Origin of the sequence: Flavobacterium flavipallidum (genome assembly GCF_038289905.1) — a bacterium.
Lineage (GTDB): Bacteria > Bacteroidota > Bacteroidia > Flavobacteriales > Flavobacteriaceae > Flavobacterium > Flavobacterium flavipallidum.
The window spans coordinates 46,047-64,639 of record NZ_JBBYHU010000012.1 but is presented as its reverse complement, the minus strand read 5'-3'; the positions used below and the strand labels follow the sequence as shown (position 1 = coordinate 64,639).

Here is an 18,593-nt window from a genome sequence, read left to right as displayed (position 1 = left end):
TTGAGTTTTTCAAATAGCCGTTTTTGTTTATGTTGTGAGAATTTACAAATCAAACTTAATCCCCTGAGCTAAAGGCAAACTACTACCATAATTAATGGTATTGGTTTGTCTTCTCATGTAGACTTTCCAGGCATCTGAACCTGATTCTCGACCGCCACCGGTTTCTTTTTCTCCGCCAAAAGCACCACCAATTTCGGCTCCTGAAGTTCCAATATTTACATTGGCAATTCCGCAATCAGAACCTGCGGTAGACAGGAATAATTCGGCTTCGCGCAAATTGTTCGTCATAATTGCTGAAGACAAACCTTGTGCAACATTATTCTGCATAGCAATTGCATTCTCAACTAAACCTGAATATTTAATCAAATACAAAATTGGAGCAAAAGTTTCCTGCTGTACAATTTCAAATGAATTATCAACTTCCACTATAGCGGGTTTTACATAACAACCGCTTTCATATCCTTCTCCCGAGAGCAAAGCACCATCTACAAGAATTTTACCTCCTTCGGCAACTGCTTTATCAATGGCTTTTGCATATTTTTCAACTGCATCAGTATCAATTAGCGGTCCTACATGATTGTTTTGGTCTAATGGATTCCCAATACGCAATTGCTGGTAAGCAGCAACCAAAGCAGCAGCCACTTTATCATAAACACTTTCGTGAATTATTATTCGACGGGTCGAAGTACAGCGCTGACCTGCAGTTCCTACTGCACCAAAAACAGCTCCAATCACAGTCATTTTTATATCGGCATCCGGAGTAACAATAATAGCGTTGTTTCCACCCAACTCTAACAAGGATTTACCCAAACGTGCTGCAACAGTTTGCGCCACAATTTTCCCCATTCGAGTAGAACCAGTAGCTGAAATTAAAGGAATACGGGAATCTTTTGTCAATAATTCACCTATCGTAAAATCACCATTAATCAGGCACGAAATCCCCTCAGGCAGATTATTTTCTCTTAAAACATCTGCTAAAATATTTTGACAGGCAACACCACACAAAGGTGTTTTTTCAGATGGTTTCCAAACACAAACATCGCCGCAAACCAAAGCCAAAGCTGCATTCCAGGACCAAACCGCTACCGGAAAATTAAAAGCCGAAATGATTCCAACAACACCCAGCGGATGGTATTGTTCATACATACGGTGATTAGGCCTTTCTGAGTGCATCGTCAAACCATGCAATTGTCGGGAAAGTCCAACAGCAAAATCGCAAATATCAATCATTTCCTGAACTTCGCCGTAACCTTCCTGCAGGGATTTCCCCATTTCGTAAGAAACTAATTTGCCTAAAGCATCTTTATTTTGACGCAACTTTTCCCCAAACTGACGCACCATTTCACCACGTTTTGGCGCCGATATCAATCGGAATACTTTGAAAGCCTCTGTTGCTGCCTGTATTACTTTTTCATAATCAGCTATCGAAGACATTCTTACTTTTGCAATTAAAGCACCATCTACAGGCGAATAACTCTCCAGAATTTCCCCAGTTGAAAAAAAATCTTTACCCGTTGAAGTTCCGTCATTTATATCCGAAATTCCTAATTGTGCCAATGCGGCTTTAATCCCAAATTGTGTAGCAATTGTTGACATTGTAAAATGATATTGTTGTTTTTATAGCCGAAGAAATCCCTCCTCTTCCCGATTACATCTGGAAAAGCTAAGGTACAAAATCTATTTGGCTTCCTTAATCAAATAAACATAAACGGGAAAGTGATCACTAAAACCTACTTCTGTTGCCGAATGCCGTTTAGGATAACCTTTGTATCGTCCTGAAGTTTGAATCAAATAACTTCTATTAAAAATACCCGCTTTCCAATATTGATAAGTCGAAAAATCATTCTTGATCAAAGATTGTGTAAGCATGATTTGGTCAAAAATATCCCAGGCATCACCAAAAGCAATTGTACCCAATCCTTTTTTAGCCATTTCTTCGAAAGGATTGAAAATTCCAAATTCTGGAACTTCTTGTTTTTTAGCTTTTGTTTCCAATGCTTTTTTAACACTATTATTAAAAGGACTGTCATTTAAATCACCAAGGGTAATCACCTTAGCATTTGGATTGATTTTTTGCAACGAATCAATAATTTTCCTATTTAACATTCCGGCTGCTTCTCGATACGGACTCGATTTTTTCTCTCCACCCGAACGCGAAGGCCAGTGATTGACAATTATATGAATTTCCTCTCCCTCCAAAAACCCCGTTACTAAAAGCTGGTCACGAGTAAAAATGCGATTTTTAGAACTATTCTCTACTATTTGATCATCTGTTTCTTCAGAATCTCCATCAAACGGCTGATTTTCCTTTCTACGAATATTCAAAGGGATATTTCTATAAGACGTAGGCATGAAAAATTTCTTTTGATACAACAAAGCCACATCAATTCCTCTTTTGTCAGGAGAATCAAAGTGGATAATTCCATAATCCTGAGCGGCCAAATTGGGTTGTTGGATTAAATCTTCAAGTACATTTCTATTTTCAATTTCAGAACCTGCAATAAGTGTGGGAGCATTAGCATTATCAGGTTTTCCAATTTCGCTTAAAACCCGCGCAAGATTTTTCAGTTTTTGTTGGTATTTGGATGCAGTCCAATGTTGCAATCCTTGAGGAGTCCATTCCTCATCATGAGTATCAGGACTGTCAATGGTATCAAATAAATTTTCGAAATTATAAAATGCTACCGTATGAATCCGATAACTTTTGGACTGGGAAAAAGCCATTGGAACCAAAAAAAACAAAGCGACAACAGCCAATCTCCACTTTTGCATAAACAACTAATTTAAAAGACTTTAGTAAATTTAATCCATTTCATACAATTTGCAATATAATATTTTTGGTTTTTAATTATCTTTGTTTTGATGCCGGAGTAAGGCATATCATTTTTATTTATTCAGGAAAAATACAAATATGACTACTTCCCGATTTTTATTTTCAAACCGAATATTTCGTTTATTTCTGATTTTATTTTTTCAATCTTTCACTAGTCAAGCCCAACAAAACATGATTACACCAGCCGCTTTACAAAAAGGAGACACTATTGCTATTGTAGCCACCGCCCGAAAATATACCGAAAACTTATTACAACCCGCCATCGATTTATTGCACAGTTGGGGACTTGAGGTTGTGATAGGAAAAAGCATAGGCTTAGACAACAATCAGCTTGCAGGTACCGATGAAGAACGAACTGCCGATTTTCAAGCCCAACTGGACAATCCAAATATCAAAGCCATTTGGTGCGTCAAAGGCGGTTATGGAACTGTTAGAATAATTGACTATTTAGATTTTACCAAGTTCAAACAGAATCCAAAATGGATTGTAGGTTTTAGTGATATCACGGTTTTACACAATCACCTCAATACCTTGGGATATAAAACCATTCATGGTATCATGCCGGTAAGTATTCCAAGAGCTACTCCGGAAGCCAAAGAAACTTTAAGAGAAGCCTTATTTAATGAAGCTATTAGCTATACAATTCCTACCGACAAAATGAACCGTTTTGGGAAAGCAACAGGCGAATTAGTAGGTGGAAATCTTTCCATTTTATACAGTTTATTTGGTTCTCCTTCAGCGATTGATTGTCATGATAAAATTTTATTCATCGAAGATTTAGACGAATATTTATACCACATTGACCGTATGATGATGAATTTAAAACGCAACGGTTGCCTGGAAAGCATCAAAGGAATTGTAGTAGGTTCGATGACAAAAATGAAAGACAACGAAATTCCTTGGGGAAAAAATGCCGTTGAAATCATAGAAGATGTTACTAAGAAATACAACATCCCAGTAATTTATAACTTTCCGGCAGGTCACATTCAAGACAACAGAGCATTAGTTTTAGGGAGTACCGTTACTATGGAAGTTACTCCTGAGAAAAGTACATTGAAATTTGAAAATTAATCTATAACAATTTCAATTTTAATTAGGCATTTGAACTGCTTACTGATCCCGATAGTTATCGGGACTGAACACTGAATACTATTTTTAATGGCTCAACACAACGAATTAGGAAAACTAGGAGAAGAATTAGCTGTTGAATTTTTAGAAAAAAACGGCTATACAATTCTGGAAACCAATTGGACATTTCAAAAAGCCGAGATAGACATCATAGCCCAAATAGATGATACACTTGCTATTGTAGAAGTTAAAACGCGTTCCTCTTTGGAATTCGGACTTCCTCAAGACGCAGTCAATACTAAAAAAATCAAACTACTTACGAAAGCCATCGACAACTACGTAGTCGAAAAAGATCTTGATATTAACGTTCGTTTCGATATAATTTCCATTCACAAAGAAGATAAATCTTTTGTAATTGAGCACCTTACAGATGCCTTTTTTCACTTTTAAAGCATTTTTTTTATGTTATTTTTGTAACAAATTGTTTTTTTAATTATATTTGCCCATATTTTTAACGATTTAACTAAGTAAATCGACTTAAAAACTAAGTAAAAACACCTATTTGATTATGAAAACAGTTTCATCAATTGTCGAAAATTACATCAAAACAAAACCATTTTTATTAAATGCTTTGTCACTTGGAATCATCAACTTAACCTCTTTATCCAGAAATATCATGTCTGAATTAGAGAGTGAATTTGGAAAAGAAGTAAAACAGGGCGCTGTTGTGATGTCCTTGAAACGATTAACCGAAGAATTAGACTTTAGATTAAATCATAAAATCAATAAAGTAATCAAAAACATTGGTGAAATTACAGTTCGTTCTGCTTTAACTGACTACACATTTGCAGTTTCGGAAACTGTTTTAAACAAACAAGCCGAATTAATTTCGGACATCAATGGTTTTCCGGATGTTTTTTATACTTCTTCAAGAGGTGTAAACGAAATCAACATTGTAGTAAGCAACACGGTTAACAAATTAGTTGACAAACATTTTTCTAACGAAAAACTTATACAGAAATTAGACAATCTGGCTTCAATCACTGTAAAACTTCCAAAAGAAAACATTGTGGTTCCAGGAATTTATTATTTCATTTTCCAACGTTTGGCTTGGGAGGGAATCATCATCAATGAGGTGATTTCAACTTCAAATGAGTTCACTATTCTAGTAGGCGAAGATCAGGTAGATGTTGCTTTCAAAGTAATTAAAGATTTGAAAAACTAATCAGAATTCAATAATATAAAAAAGCTTCCAAACGAAATAGATTGGAAGCTTTTTTTATACCTATAAATAATTACAAATTCATTCCTCCCGAAACTTCAATTCGTTGCGCATTAACCCATTTAGCATCATCTGTACATAAAAAAGCCACCACACTACCAATATCATCCGGTAAACCAACTCTTCCCAGTGCAGTTACAGAAGCAATATGCTGATTTAATTGTTCGTTATCACGAACTACGCCTCCACCAAAATCTGTTTCTATAGCACCAGGCGCAACTATATTGACTCTAATTTTTCTTACTCCTAATTCCTTAGCCTGGTATTTAGTCAAGGTTTCCATCGCTCCTTTCATACTTGCGTAAACTGCATAACCAGGGAATGAAAAACGAGTTAATCCAGAAGAAACATTTACAATTCCACCACCATCATTCATTAACAATAATGCTTTTTGAGTTAGAAAAAAAGCACCTTTAAAATGAATATTAACCATACTATCTAACTGTGCATCGGTTGTAGATACAAAACTTTCATGTACACCAACACCGGCATTATTAATCAAAAAATCAAATTTAGCCTTGCCAAAAGTATTTTTCAACACATCTGAAATTTTTTCAAAAAACGAATCAAAACTTCCAGATTCGGCTACATTCAATTGCACAGCAATTGCTTTTTGACCTAAACTTTCAATTGCACTTACAACTTCATTAGCTTCATCAATTTTGCTATGGTAAGTAAGAATAATATCGAGTCCTTTTTTGGCAAGACTCAAAGCCATATCTTTTCCTAAACCGCGACTTCCCCCAGTAACCAGCGCTATTTTACTTTCTTTGAATTCCATCTTAATATTATATTTAAATTAATACAGCAAAATTATGGGAGAACTACACCACAAAATTTGCAAATATCAATCTGTAATTTGCAAAATTCAAATACAACATTAATCTCTAAATGAAATTGGGGTCAGACTTGTTTGTTTTTTGAAAAAATTAGAAAAATGCGCCAACTCTTCAAAACCTAGCGAGTAAGCAATTTCAGAAATATTCCAATCGGTTTCTTTCAATAAAATTTTGGCTTCATGAATTAATCTTCTACTGATTAATTCGGTTGTTGTTTTTCCGGTATTTTCTTTTAATACTTTGTTCAAATGATTCACATGAATGGCTAAACGACCGGCATAATCCTTGGCCGTTCGCAATTCTAATCTTTGACGTGGCGAATCAATAGGAAACTGCCTTTCTAATAATTCTGTAAAAAGGGAAGCCACTCTTGCAGCCGAATTATGCTTAGAATATAGCGCTGTGGCAGGTTGTAATTTTTGTCCAAAATGAATTAACTCAGAAACATAATTTCGAATTAAATCATATTTAAATGCATAATCTGAATTAATTTCAAGCTGTATCTTTTTAAATATTAACTCAATAGACTCAGAATCAGCTGTAGATATTTCAAAAATCGGAAAACCATCAGGATGAAAGATGGGTAAATTATCCAAATCTATCCCGCTTTTTTCTTTGGCTAAAAATTCTGCCGTAAAAACACAAAAATATCCTGATTGTTGTTGCAAATCCAGAGGAACATAATGGTAGGGAATTTTTGGCGTAGCAAATAACAATGCATTTTCCTCAATATTAATTACCTTATCAGCATATTCGGCTCTGTTCTTTCCTTTTATTAAACTGATTTTATAATAAGCTCTCCTGTCATAAGGCATAACAGGCTTGTCTTTAAAAGCTTCATAAAGTTCCCCAATGTTAAAAACATTAAAATGCCCTATTTCTTTTTGAATACCATCAGGCAACAAGGAAATTTGATCCACATTAGCTGGATTAGTGATTTCACTATAAAACTCGTCAATTGATTTTAGCTTCATAAAATACTGATTTGCAAAAATCAAATATACAAATAAAAGAAAACCTAAAAAGATTAAACCAAACTAATATCCAAAACTCACTCCGGCAACTAAGAAGTCTTTACCAAAAAAATCAGTGTTTTTTGTAGCAGCATTATGAACAAAATTTAAAGAAATCGGCATTGAAAACCTACCAAACAAAGGGATTTCTTTAGTTGCTTTCAAGGATAAATTAACCAAAGATGGTTTATCGTAATCAGCAAAAGTATAATAGGCTGCTTTGTTATTTAATACAACTCCCGAAGAGGCCAGCAACTCAATATTTTTAAAGAGAGTTAAAGTATACCCTAACTCTAAATAAGTAGTATAATTATGTTTCGGATTATCATTTCGGTCATATCGGTAATCATTTCCTAAAATAAATGTACTTATCGTGGCATTAAACGGATAACGATATCCTTCAGAAAAATCAAAATACAAAATAGCATCTACCGTTTGAGAACTCGTAGGACCGTAATCAAAAAGTTTATTACTTACTCCTTCTACTTTTGAAACTGAAGGCCAATAATAATCCCAAAGTTGGAATTGCAAAAAGTCATTAATTTGATAACTCAAATACAAATCGACTTCATGGTATCCTTTGTATGATGTTTCATTATCAGGATAAAAATACTCTTTTTTAAAATTAGTTGTAGCCCAAGTACCAACTGCTAATTTGGGAGAAACTGCATATTCTACAGTAGGCTGAATTGCCAGATAATTTCCTCCCCAACACTGTCCACGCCAAAGATAACGACTCATCAAATCAAGATTAAATTCCCACTTTTTACTTTCCGGAATACTATTCTCTTCTTGATTCATTTCCTGAGAAAAGCCCAAAAAAGGCAACAAAAACAATGCTTGAAAAAGGAATTTCTTAATTGTAATCATTAAAGACAGCTTTAATATTTATTAATCAACTCAAATAAACGCTCCCTGTTCAAAGGCTTGGTGATATAATCATCAAATCCGGCTTTTTCAATTTTAGCTTTATCTTCCGAAGACGAATAAGCCGTTTGCGCAATAATATGTAAATGCGGGCGTAAAGGCCTAATGCGTTCAATTGCTTCAAAACCGTTCATAACCGGCATTTTGATGTCCATTAAAACCAAATCAATATTAGAATTATTGACACAAATATCTACCGCCTCCAATCCATTTACCGCTCTAATAATTTCAAAGCCTTTGTCTTTCATCATTTTTTGGAACAATAAAAAATTGATGTTATCGTCTTCAGCTATCAAAATGACTTTATTGTCTGATTTTACAATTTCATTTTCTCGAATTGGTTTAACAACAATAGCCTCTTTTTTAGCATATTTCAAAGGCACTGAAAAATAAAAAGTTGATCCTTCGCCAACTTTAGAATCCAAACTAATTGTTCCTCCCAAAATTTCTATGTAAGCTTTAGAAATAGACAGTCCTAATCCTAATCCACCAACCGCAATGGATTGATCATTTTCTACACGCTTAAATCGGTCAAAAACATGCTTGTGATGCTCTTCATCAATTCCTGATCCTGTGTCTTGTATGGTAAAATGAATACAATTATTTTCTTCATCAATATCATACTTAAAATTCACCATTCCTTCTTCGGTATATTTTATTGCATTGGTCAATAAATTGATGATAACCTGCTTGAGTTTTATTTCATCGGTTATAATATTATAAGCAGCAGGAATTTTACTCTTATGTAATTTAAACTTTAATCGTTTCTTTTTAGGTATCGTAACCTTAATCGTTTCATACAACTCCTCGATACAGGATTCCAGATTTATTTCGGTAAAATTTGGCGCAACCTGATTAGCGTCAATCTTAGACATTTCAATCAAATCATCAATGATAGAGACCAGATTTTGTCCATTTTTTTGAATCACATTTAGATACTCAATGCGCTCAGCATCGTTAAGTTCGGTATTCAGAATAAGTTCCGTAAAACCATTGATAGCATTCATTGGCGTTCTAATCTCATGTGATAAATTAGCCAAGAAAGATGCTTTTAACAAATCCCCTTCCTCTGCCTTGATTTTGGCTTTAATCAACGCAATTTTTTGATTGTTATTTTCTTCAAATAATTTACCTATGTAACTAAACTCTCCAGAGGTTTTTTTCAACTCGGCTATCGCACTCAAACTCCCCCTTTGAAGCGCCCTACGTACCAGATACAACGGGCGATAAACTAATTTTTGTGTGTAATAAATACTAACTACCAAATACACTATAAAAACGGCAATGATGATATATAGAATTCGAATAGTATTCTCGAAATACACATCAAACTTTCTTTCAAAAAGTAATTTACCTATGAGTTTACCTCTGGAATTTTCTAAAGAATAAACGGTACTAACGATATGTCTTTGCTCAGCTTTATTTTCGTCGCTCTTTAAAAAAGTAATTTTGGAAGTTGTAATCTTCTCTAAGTTCTTTATAAATTTTTGATTGATTAAGCGAACTGCAAAAAAGTAACCAAAAGGTTTCGTTTTAACTTTTAAAGGATCATCGGATGGATGAATCGTTGCTCCTGTCACTTCAACAACCCCTTCAGGAATTTTTAAATAGAATTTTGCAACTCTTTTTTTATCCAAAACCGCCATAGCCCGTTTCGGAATAAAATCAATCGTCTTAATAACCGGAGTGGGTGTTCGGGTTATAAAATTTTTATTTTTATCATAAACACCTAAGTAATCTGCACCATAAATTTCTAATTCATTGCTAATAGTCTCATCATACCAAGTTTGATTTCTTGTAGCAATAAAATCAACAAACTCATCCCAGTTAGTATCATTTTTTAAAGCCGTAAGTATAGGCTTTGACTCTAATAGTAATAATTCATTGATTTTACTTTCGAATAATTCAACTGAATTATGATAAGCGGCTCTCTCCGTCTTATCGATATAATACAACAAGACACCATAAAGCATCAAAAAAACTATACTGGAAGAAACAATTAAAAAAAGGATTTTTGGGGACGTTTTTTTTAATGTCATATTTCGTAGTAACTAAACATTTTGTATTACAAAAGCTAAATTTATAAAAAAAACAAAGCAATACTCCTTAAATTCAAATTATTCGTCAAACTACATTGAAATTATTTCTCAACTAAAAAAACCTCCAAATTTTTAATACAAAAACCAAACAAAAAGTTAGGAAAACAACGTTTTAGACTTCTTTTCCACCCAATAGCTCCATCATTTCCAAAGCTCTTCTTGTCGATTTTACATTGTCAAAAGTCAACAACAAACGCAAACCGTTAGGGGTTTGTTTTTCTTTCATTTTACATAGTGAAGGATGTTTTTGAACAAACTGCAAGACTTTATGAAAACGATTCGACTGGTAAAAATCCGATTGCTGGTCGGACACAAAATAACCAATCATCTTGCCTTGTTTCATCACTAGTTTTTCAATCCCCACATGTGTCGCTACCCACTTGATTCGGATGCTGTTCATTAAAGCATTCGCTCTTGGAGGTAACGGACCAAAACGGTCAATTAGTTTGTTTTGGAAAACTTGTAATTCTTCCTCATTTTTAATCGTAGCCAATTCGTTATACAAATTCATTCGCTCCGAGATATTATTGATATATTCATCCGAAAACAACAACTCAAAATCGGTATCAATTTGTAAATCTTTTACGTATTCCTTGGTTTCAATATCATTCTCTACAGGATACAAATCTTTGAATTCGTTTTCTTTCAATTCTTCGATGGCCTCGTTCATGATTTTTTGGTAGGTATCAAAACCTATTTCGTTGATAAAACCACTTTGTTCACCACCTAATAAATCTCCGGCACCACGAATCTCCAAATCCTTCATCGCAATATTAAATCCACTGCCGAGTTCACTAAATTGCTCCAAAGCCTGAATACGTTTTCTGGCTTCTTCGGTCATTGACGAGTAAGGCGGACAGATGAAATAACAGAAAGCTTTCTTATTACTTCGACCGACACGTCCGCGCATTTGATGCAAATCAGACAGACCGAAATTATTGGCATTATTGATAAAAATCGTATTGGCATTAGGCACGTCCAAACCACTTTCGATAATAGTTGTAGCGACCAAAACATCAAATTCGCCATTCATAAAGGCCAGCATCAGCTCTTCAAGCTTTTTCCCATCCATTTGTCCGTGACCAATTCCCACTTTGGCATTTGGCACTAAACGCTGAATCATTCCGGCTACTTCCTTGATATTTTCAATGCGATTATTGATAAAATATACCTGTCCGTTACGTTGAATTTCATAGGAAATCGCATCACGAATCACCTCTTCGTTAAAACCTACCACATTGGTTTCAATAGGATAACGGTTGGGCGGAGGCGTTGTAATTACCGATAAATCACGTGCCGCCATTAACGAAAACTGTAACGTTCTCGGAATTGGCGTAGCTGTCAAAGTCAGCGTATCCACATTGGCAGCAATCGTTTTGAGTTTATCTTTTACATTAACACCAAACTTTTGCTCCTCATCCACAATTAGCAAACCTAAGTCTTTAAAGACTACATTTTTGTTGACCAATTGATGGGTACCAATCACAATATCCAGTTTTCCTTCGGCCAAATCTTTTAGGGTTTCTGCCTTTTGTTTGGCAGTTCTAAAACGGTTCAGATAACCAATTTTAACCGGCATGTCTTTTAATCGTTCTGAAAAAGTACGGTAATGCTGGTACGCCAAAATGGTAGTAGGCACCAAAACCGCCACTTGTTTGCTATTGTCCACCGCTTTGAAAGCCGCACGAATAGCTACCTCGGTTTTTCCAAAACCAACGTCACCACACACCAATCGATCCATTGGGCGATCGCTTTCCATATCGGCTTTGACTTCGGCAGTCGATTTGATTTGGTCCGGAGTATCTTCATAAATAAACGAACTTTCTAATTCGTTTTGCAAATAACTGTCGGGCGCATATTGATAGCCTTTTTCCAAACGTCTTTTGGCATACAACTGAATCAAATTGAAAGCAATATTTTTGACTCTCGCTTTGGTTTTTTGCTTTAAAGCTTTCCAGGCATTCGAACCTAATTTATATATTTTGGGTGGCGTTCCGTCTTTGCCGTTGTATTTGGAAATTTTATGCAGCGAATGAATACTCACATACACAATATCATTATCGGCATAAACCAGCTTAATGGTTTCCTGCGTTTTGCCTTCGACCTGAATTTTTTGCAAACCGCCAAATTTCCCAATTCCGTGGTCAATATGCGTCACATAATCGCCCACAGAAAGCGAAGTCAGTTCTTTTAAAGTAATATTCTGTTTCTTCGAATAGCCATTTTTGATGTTGAATTTATGGTAACGCTCAAAAATCTGATGATCGGTATAACAACAAATTTGATTTTCTTCGTCCACAAATCCCTGATACAAAGGCAAAACAATGGTGTTGTATTGCTTTCGGATATTCTCAGAATTGGCCTCATCCAATGTTTCAAATATATCATGAAAACGTTTGGACTGCGACTCATTCGAACAAAACAAATAATTTTTAAAACCGTTAAAATGATTTTCGCTCAAATTATTCAACAACAAATCAAATTGCTTGTTGAACGATGGCTGTGGCTGAATGTGAAATTCAAATTTCTTGGTGGTTTTAAAAATCGCTTTTGAGTTCAATTCCACAATTGAAAAATCCAATGCACGTTTTATAAATGCCTTTTGATCCAAAAACAATTGTTCCGGAGTGGCATGTTTAATCTCTTTGGATAATTTCTCAAATGCTTCTTCGGCACGGGCAAATTGTTTGTCCAATTGCGCCAATAAATTTTCGGTATTTTGAATACAAATAACCGTTTGTTCAGAGATATAATCCAGAAAACTTTCTCGATTTTCCTGAAACAATTTATTTTCTACATTGGGGATAATCGTAATTTTCTTTTGTTGCTCAATCGACAATTGGGTCGCCACATCAAAAGTTCGGATACTATCCACTTCGTTACCAAAAAACTCTATTCGGTACGGATTGTCATTGGAAAATGAAAAAACATCGACAATTCCCCCTCGAACCGAAAACTCTCCCGGTTCGGTAATAAAATCAACTCTTTTGAATTCGTATTCGAATAAAACTTCGTTGATAAAATCAATCGAAATTTTATCTCCAACGGTTACTTTCAACGTATTTTTATCCAAATCCCTGCGGGTAACCACTTTTTCAAAAAGGGCTTCGGGATAACTCACAATTACCGCCGGTTTTTTGCGCGAATTAATTCGGTTTAAAACCTCAGCACGCAATAACACATTTGCATTATCGGTTTCTTCAATTTGGTACGGACGACGAAAAGAACCCGGATAAAACAATACATCTTCCTCACCTATCATTTGTTCTAAATCGTTCAGGTAATAAGCCGCTTCTTCCTTATCATTCAAAATCAATAAAAAAGGAAGTTCTGCGTTTTTAAAAACCGAACGTATAACAAAAGAAACTGCCGAACCCAGCAAACCGCTCAAATGTAATTTGGCTTGATTTTTTTGTTGTAAGGCAGCTACAATTTGCTTCGTTTTTGGCGAAGTTTCGTAGATGGTATATAAGGCAGCTTTACTCAACTCGGGCATCATTAGGGTTAATAACTGCTCTTGTACTCGCTGGAAGCATAGACGGATTTGGCATCATGGGTCCGTTAGGAATCGCTCTTGCCGTATCCAGTAACATGCGTCTCATTTCGTCTTCACCTTCCTCAACCGGTATCTTACTTTTCTCGGTCAAAATATCCATTTGACGCTGCAAAGTGGCCAATTCTTTATTGATTTCGCCCACTAATTCTACTACTTTTTTATCAGGAATATTATCTAAATGAATGTACATATCCATCAACCGCACCTTAGTAATCAAAACCTGAATACGGCTTTTGATTTGTGGTTTATTGAACAGTTCCGGAATACTTGTATTTAATACCATTACTTTTTTAGCAATAGCATCTGATTTTTGTTGAAAAGCCCCGATGGTTTTCTTTGGTTTTTGATGTAATTCCTGCATGAATAAACGCAATTCATTCCAGGTTTTTATACTTTCTTCAGTAGCCTCATTGATAGGCTCATCGTAAAAATCCCAGCCTTTTTGAATATTTTCAAAAATGATTTTTTTCTTTTTAGCGTCTTTGGCATTTTCCGCCAATCGTTTTTGATTGTTTTCCTGATTACAGGAAGCCATCAAAATCAGCAGACTAAAAATATATACTAGTTTGTTACTCATTGTTATTTTCATTGAACCGCAAAGTTACAAAGTAAAAGCTATTTCGTACACTTCTTTAAGTAAAGAATAACAACGGAAGAATGTAAGAACTTTTTGATTAGATTTGTTTTGAAAATTCTTGCGGGCACAGTCAAAAGCCTAACGATTATGATGCGATAAAACTGCGTAATCGAACTATAATAGCAAATTAAAACTACAAAATTAGGATGAAAAACATATTTGATTATACATATTTCAGAACAGCAAAAAAGCATTTTAAAAGAGATGGGATAGAAGCTTTTACAGCTATCTTAACCATTTCCTTTATTATTTTTCTTTATTGCATACCTTTATATAGTTTTTTACTCGATATTTTGAGTTTTAAACGAACTCATCCATACGATAAATTTCTATTAATTTTTATTGGTTTATTAATTTTTTTTTCAACCAAGAAAAGATATAAAGGAAAATATTTCACATATAGAGACAAATGGATAAATGAAACTAAACGAGAAAAAATATTAGGTGAACTATTAATTGTATTTTTCTTTTTCTCCCCTTTATTAATTATGCTTATAATCCAACAGTTTTGCACTTTTTAATCTACCGACCACTCAAATATGTGCGATTCGTTAGCACAGGCATTTGCCTGTGCCCACAAAAAACAAACCCGACAGTTTTCAAAAAACTGTCGGGTTTCTAGCATAAAGGAAGAAATAAAAATTACTTCACCTCATAAGTATTATTTTGTTGTTTTACATCGGCCATTAAACCGCTTGGGTCTATGGTAATTTTTTTGATAGCGCTTTTAGGTTTTGAAATCGTCAATTCGTATTTTGGATTTGCCCAAGGCCAATCATTCAAGACTGTTCTTTTGATTGATGGATTCGGATTTTCTTTTTCAAAATACATCATTCGCAACGGAATATAGAAACTTTCTACAGTTCCATCAGTATATTCAACTTGTAAGTCAATCGGCATCGGCATGCGACCCATTCGTTCTAAACTCACTAGCGTATTTGCTCCATTTTCAGTAACAGCACTAATTCCGTAATCAATAGTGTTTGTCGTTTGTGTCCAATCGGTTAAATACCAATCCAGTTCTGCTCCCGAAACACGCTCGGCCGTGCGCTTAATATCATTGGGCGTAGGATGTTTGAATTTGAAATCCTGATAATATCTTTTTATGGTTTCGGCTAATTTGTCCTGACCAATTATATAACCCAATTGAGAAAGGAAAATACTTCCTTTAACATAAGACGCAATACTATAAGAACGGTTAAAATCATAACGGTCACCGTGTGTAGTTTGCGGTTGTTCTTTACCCGAATTCACCAAAGAATAATAGGCTTTATAATTTCCTTCAAATGGGTTTGCGGCATTTTTTCCCGTGATTGTATTCACTGCCATATCTTCTACATAGGTCGTAAAACCTTCGTCCATCCAGGGATGTTTGGATTCATTAGAAGCTAAAACATGTTGGAACCAATTATGCCCTAATTCATGCGTGGCCGTTCCAAAAACACCTTCCAAAGTCCCATTTCCTAAAATCAAAGTACACATCGCATATTCCATTCCGCCGTCGCCTCCCTGAATAAAGGAATATTGTTTGTATGGATAATCGCCGATAGTTTTATTGTAAAAATCCATCACCTTAACCATTAACGGCTGCAATTTTTTCCAGTTATCTATAATTTTAGGATTGTTTTTATATAAGAAATGTAAATCGACATTATTAGGTCCTTTGACTACATCGTGCAAATATTCCTTGTCAGCAGCCCAGGTAAAATCGTGTACTTTAGGCGCAATGAAATGCCAGGTGAGTTTTTTAGTTCCTTTTGGATATTTTATCTGAACACCGGCATCCTGATAACCATGACCTATTTTGTTTGGTTTTTGTAAATAACCAGAACCTCCTACAACATAATCTTTATCAATAGTGATTTTTACATCAAAATTTCCCCAAACGCCATGAAATTCTCTGGCAATGTAAGGATCAGCATGCCAACCTTCAAAATCAAATTCGGCTATTTTAGGATACCATTGCGTCATGGAGAGTGCAATTCCTTCGGCATTATTTCTACCCGAACGACGAATTTGCAACGGAACCTGTCCGTCAAAATCTAAAGTAAAAGTAGTTTTTGAATGAGGTAAAATTGGCTTAGCCAAAACGACTTCCAGAATAGTTCCAATAGTTTTTGTAGTGGCAGCAACTCCATTTTGCTTGAAATTAGCAATTTTCAAATAGCCAATCTCTTTAGTATTTAGTTTTTGAATGCGATTTTCTTTGATTTCTTTATCTCCGTCTTTGATTTTTTTGACCATTCGACCATCGGCATCAGCAATATGATCGGCTCTTTCGGCCATTTCGCTTCCCGGCTGAAAAGCGTTTGGATACAAATGATAATACACTTTCCTTAATGTATCGGGGGAATTATTGGTATAGACTAATTCCTGTTTTCCTTTATATTGAAAATGTTCTGTATCCATATTTACTTCCATCTTATAGTCAACAGCTTGTTGCCAGTAAGAAGTGTTTTGGGCAGTTACAAAGATTGCATTTAAAAACAGCAATGCAAGAAGTATAATTTTTCTCATAGGTTTGTTTATAAATAAAAAATGGAAGGACTCATCATCCTTCCATTTGAATGCTATAAATATAGTATTATTTTTTAGACATTTCATTTGCCATTAAAATAGCATTGTAAGCATTAACAATTTTTCCTGTTTTAGATAATTCCTTAAACGGACGAACATCATTTGGATTGCCTCCCACAACTACATTCATATCAATGGCAACACCCGATTCCATCAAAATATGTTTCACCTGAGAAGCCGTTAATTTTGGATAATACGATCTAATTAAAGCGGCTACTCCAGCAACATTTGGCGCAGCCATAGATGTTCCTTGTAGGTATTTATAAGTATTATTTGGAGTAGTAGCATAAATTTGTACTCCTGGAGCAAAAACATCTACATTGATTTTTCCAATATTGGAGAAACGTGCTACGATATTTTTATTGTTTTCGAAATTCAAAGCCCCAATCGTAATTAGATTGTCTGAAAATTCCGTTTTTTTATCCTCGGAATCATTAGGGAAATTATCATAATAATCAATATTTTTTGCATCGTTTCCTGCCGCATGCACGATTAAAACATCTTTTTTTGCTGCATATTTAATAGCATCAAAAACCCAGTTTTTATGAGGAGAAAAACTTTTACCAAAACTTCCGTTGATTACTTTAGCACCATTATCTACAGCATAACGGATAGCTAATGCGATATCTTTGTCGTACTCGTCGCCATCAGGAACGGCACGAACAGTTAAAATTTCAACATTATTACTGGCAATACCATCGCCTCCAAAATCGTTACCTCTGGTTTGAGCTACAATACCAGCAACGTGAGTTCCATGAAGCGCTTCTTCTTTATCAGGTCCTATTACATTACTGTTTCCATACTTAGTATCGGTAATATCATTTGGTTTATCACCCAGAACTTTTCTGTAATCAATATTAAGACTTTCCTTTTCATTCAACAATTCGTTTTGAGCATCGATTTGTTTTTGAATTTCTCCTTTCAAATCGGCGATAGGCATTCCATATGAAAACATTCTTTCTAAAAGCGTTTTGCTTTTTTGAACCAAAGTGTCTTTAGATTCTAATGCTTTAATTTCTTCTACTGAATAAACTTCTTTACCTAACTGCTTTTTAACAACATTATCTGCTTTATTAAGATTAGCAATTAATTTCGAATAATAATTTTGTTGACTTTGAGCATCTATTATTTTTTTATCGTAGATTTTTTTAGCTTCCTGATAAGTCGCTTCATCAACTAAACTCTTGTCTTTTAGAATTCTTTCGTATTCCAAATGTTCTTTAACGATATCACCAAGAAAATTCCACCCATGAATATCATCAACGAAACCGTTTTTGTCATCATCAATTCCGTTAGCAGGAATCTCTTTTTTATTAGTCCAAACAACAGGTTTTAAATCTTCGTGTTCGATATCAACTCCTGAATCTACAATCCCAACAATCACTTTATTTGATTTTCTGTCTTTCAACAATTCGGCGTAAGCTCTATCAACGCTCATTCCTGGAACTGTATCCTTTAGAATATCTAAATGACTCCAACGTTTCAATTGCGACTCTGTTAAATCTTTTTTCTTAGTAACACCTACTGGGGCAGTTATTGCAGAAAACGCACTGTAATTAGGCAGTTTTTTTTGCGCACCACATCCCGCCAATACCAAGGCAGAAATAAGCGAAAAGCCACTAATCTTGATTATATTCATTGCTTGTAATTTTATTATATGTTTTACAAATATGACAAAAGTATGCTTTTTTGTTAATCAAATAACTTCCAGTTAACATTAAATTATGAATTCTCAAAAAAATGATTTATCCTGAACAACATG

The 18,593-nt window shown here is 34.7% G+C and carries 14 protein-coding genes; 4 read left to right on the top strand and 10 right to left on the bottom strand.

Translation table 11 applies throughout. The features are described from left to right. Positions 1-42 precede the first annotated feature (42 nt). Both amaB and AAEO59_RS07970 read right to left on the bottom strand, forming a co-directional pair. Positions 43-1,596 (bottom strand): L-piperidine-6-carboxylate dehydrogenase, encoded by a 1,554-nt coding sequence (gene amaB, locus AAEO59_RS07975; protein ID WP_341700204.1) that lies wholly within the window; start codon positions 1,594-1,596, stop codon positions 43-45. Positions 1,597-1,677: 81 nt separating this feature from the next. Further along, positions 1,678-2,772 (bottom strand): endonuclease/exonuclease/phosphatase family protein, encoded by a 1,095-nt coding sequence (locus AAEO59_RS07970; RefSeq protein WP_341700203.1) that lies wholly within the window; start codon positions 2,770-2,772, stop codon positions 1,678-1,680. A gap of 232 nt (positions 2,773-3,004) precedes the next feature. On the opposite strand from AAEO59_RS07970, the gene AAEO59_RS07965 reads away from it, so the two are divergent. From AAEO59_RS07965 to AAEO59_RS07955, 3 genes are all read left to right on the top strand, one after another. Then, positions 3,005-3,904 (top strand): S66 peptidase family protein, encoded by a 900-nt coding sequence (locus tag AAEO59_RS07965; protein WP_341700202.1) that lies wholly within the window; start codon positions 3,005-3,007, stop codon positions 3,902-3,904. An 87-nt stretch (positions 3,905-3,991) separates the two neighbouring features. After that, positions 3,992-4,351: a YraN family protein gene (locus AAEO59_RS07960; protein ID WP_341700201.1), complete on the top strand. Its 360-nt coding sequence runs from the start codon at positions 3,992-3,994 to the stop codon at positions 4,349-4,351. Between the two features lie 118 nt (positions 4,352-4,469). Further along, positions 4,470-5,126 carry an aspartate kinase gene (locus AAEO59_RS07955; protein WP_066325704.1) on the top strand — a complete coding sequence of 219 codons (657 nt, stop codon included), beginning with the start codon at positions 4,470-4,472 and terminating at the stop codon, positions 5,124-5,126. 70 nt (positions 5,127-5,196) lie between these two features. Here the strand turns inward: AAEO59_RS07955 and AAEO59_RS07950 are convergent, their stop codons facing one another. The 6 genes from AAEO59_RS07950 to AAEO59_RS07925 form a co-directional block, all read right to left on the bottom strand. Next, complete coding sequence (locus AAEO59_RS07950; RefSeq protein ID WP_341700200.1) at positions 5,197-5,964, bottom strand: SDR family NAD(P)-dependent oxidoreductase; 768 nt, start codon at positions 5,962-5,964, stop codon at positions 5,197-5,199. A gap of 99 nt (positions 5,965-6,063) precedes the next feature. Continuing rightward, positions 6,064-6,996, bottom strand: a complete 933-nt coding sequence (locus tag AAEO59_RS07945) for a helix-turn-helix domain-containing protein (protein WP_341700199.1) — start codon at positions 6,994-6,996, stop codon at positions 6,064-6,066. 63 nt (positions 6,997-7,059) lie between these two features. Continuing rightward, on the bottom strand, positions 7,060-7,905 hold the full coding sequence (locus tag AAEO59_RS07940) for a TorF family putative porin (protein WP_341700198.1): 846 nt from the start codon (positions 7,903-7,905) through the stop codon (positions 7,060-7,062). Positions 7,906-7,916: 11 nt separating this feature from the next. Continuing rightward, entirely contained in the window at positions 7,917-10,001 is a 2,085-nt protein-coding gene (locus AAEO59_RS07935; protein ID WP_341700197.1) for an ATP-binding protein, read from the bottom strand. A 172-nt stretch (positions 10,002-10,173) separates the two neighbouring features. After that, positions 10,174-13,560: a transcription-repair coupling factor gene (gene mfd, locus AAEO59_RS07930; RefSeq protein WP_341700196.1), complete on the bottom strand. Its 3,387-nt coding sequence runs from the start codon at positions 13,558-13,560 to the stop codon at positions 10,174-10,176. Beyond that, positions 13,541-14,194 (bottom strand): hypothetical protein, encoded by a 654-nt coding sequence (locus AAEO59_RS07925; RefSeq protein WP_341700195.1) that lies wholly within the window; start codon positions 14,192-14,194, stop codon positions 13,541-13,543. Before AAEO59_RS07925 ends, mfd begins: the two co-directional genes overlap by 20 nt. 206 nt (positions 14,195-14,400) lie before the next feature. Between AAEO59_RS07925 and AAEO59_RS07920 the strand changes: the two genes are divergently transcribed. Beyond that, complete coding sequence (locus AAEO59_RS07920) at positions 14,401-14,775, top strand: hypothetical protein (RefSeq protein WP_341700194.1); 375 nt, start codon at positions 14,401-14,403, stop codon at positions 14,773-14,775. Between the two features lie 121 nt (positions 14,776-14,896). Here AAEO59_RS07920 and AAEO59_RS07915 read toward each other — a convergent pair whose 3' ends face one another. Then, positions 14,897-16,771, bottom strand: coding sequence for a M1 family metallopeptidase (locus AAEO59_RS07915; RefSeq protein WP_341700193.1), 1,875 nt, complete (start codon positions 16,769-16,771; stop codon positions 14,897-14,899). 67 nt (positions 16,772-16,838) lie between these two features. Continuing rightward, positions 16,839-18,470 carry a S8 family peptidase gene (locus tag AAEO59_RS07910; protein ID WP_341700192.1) on the bottom strand — a complete coding sequence of 544 codons (1,632 nt, stop codon included), beginning with the start codon at positions 18,468-18,470 and terminating at the stop codon, positions 16,839-16,841. Positions 18,471-18,593 lie beyond the last annotated feature (123 nt).

Excerpts from the sequence above, each read along its gene's own strand:
- amaB (WP_341700204.1), bottom strand. The coding sequence starts at position 1,596 with ATGTCAACAATTGCTACACAATTTGGGATTAAAGCCGCATTGGCACAA.
- AAEO59_RS07970 (WP_341700203.1), bottom strand. The coding sequence starts at position 2,772 with ATGCAAAAGTGGAGATTGGCTGTTGTCGCTTTGTTTTTTTTGGTTCCA.
- AAEO59_RS07965 (WP_341700202.1), top strand. The coding sequence starts at position 3,005 with ATGATTACACCAGCCGCTTTACAAAAAGGAGACACTATTGCTATTGTA.
- AAEO59_RS07960 (WP_341700201.1), top strand. The coding sequence starts at position 3,992 with ATGGCTCAACACAACGAATTAGGAAAACTAGGAGAAGAATTAGCTGTT.
- AAEO59_RS07955 (WP_066325704.1), top strand. The coding sequence starts at position 4,470 with ATGAAAACAGTTTCATCAATTGTCGAAAATTACATCAAAACAAAACCA.
- AAEO59_RS07950 (WP_341700200.1), bottom strand. The coding sequence starts at position 5,964 with ATGGAATTCAAAGAAAGTAAAATAGCGCTGGTTACTGGGGGAAGTCGC.
- AAEO59_RS07945 (WP_341700199.1), bottom strand. The coding sequence starts at position 6,996 with ATGAAGCTAAAATCAATTGACGAGTTTTATAGTGAAATCACTAATCCA.
- AAEO59_RS07940 (WP_341700198.1), bottom strand. The coding sequence starts at position 7,905 with ATGATTACAATTAAGAAATTCCTTTTTCAAGCATTGTTTTTGTTGCCT.
- AAEO59_RS07935 (WP_341700197.1), bottom strand. The coding sequence starts at position 10,001 with ATGACATTAAAAAAAACGTCCCCAAAAATCCTTTTTTTAATTGTTTCT.
- mfd (WP_341700196.1), bottom strand. The coding sequence starts at position 13,560 with ATGATGCCCGAGTTGAGTAAAGCTGCCTTATATACCATCTACGAAACT.
- AAEO59_RS07925 (WP_341700195.1), bottom strand. The coding sequence starts at position 14,194 with ATGAGTAACAAACTAGTATATATTTTTAGTCTGCTGATTTTGATGGCT.
- AAEO59_RS07920 (WP_341700194.1), top strand. The coding sequence starts at position 14,401 with ATGAAAAACATATTTGATTATACATATTTCAGAACAGCAAAAAAGCAT.
- AAEO59_RS07915 (WP_341700193.1), bottom strand. The coding sequence starts at position 16,771 with ATGAGAAAAATTATACTTCTTGCATTGCTGTTTTTAAATGCAATCTTT.
- AAEO59_RS07910 (WP_341700192.1), bottom strand. The coding sequence starts at position 18,470 with ATGAATATAATCAAGATTAGTGGCTTTTCGCTTATTTCTGCCTTGGTA.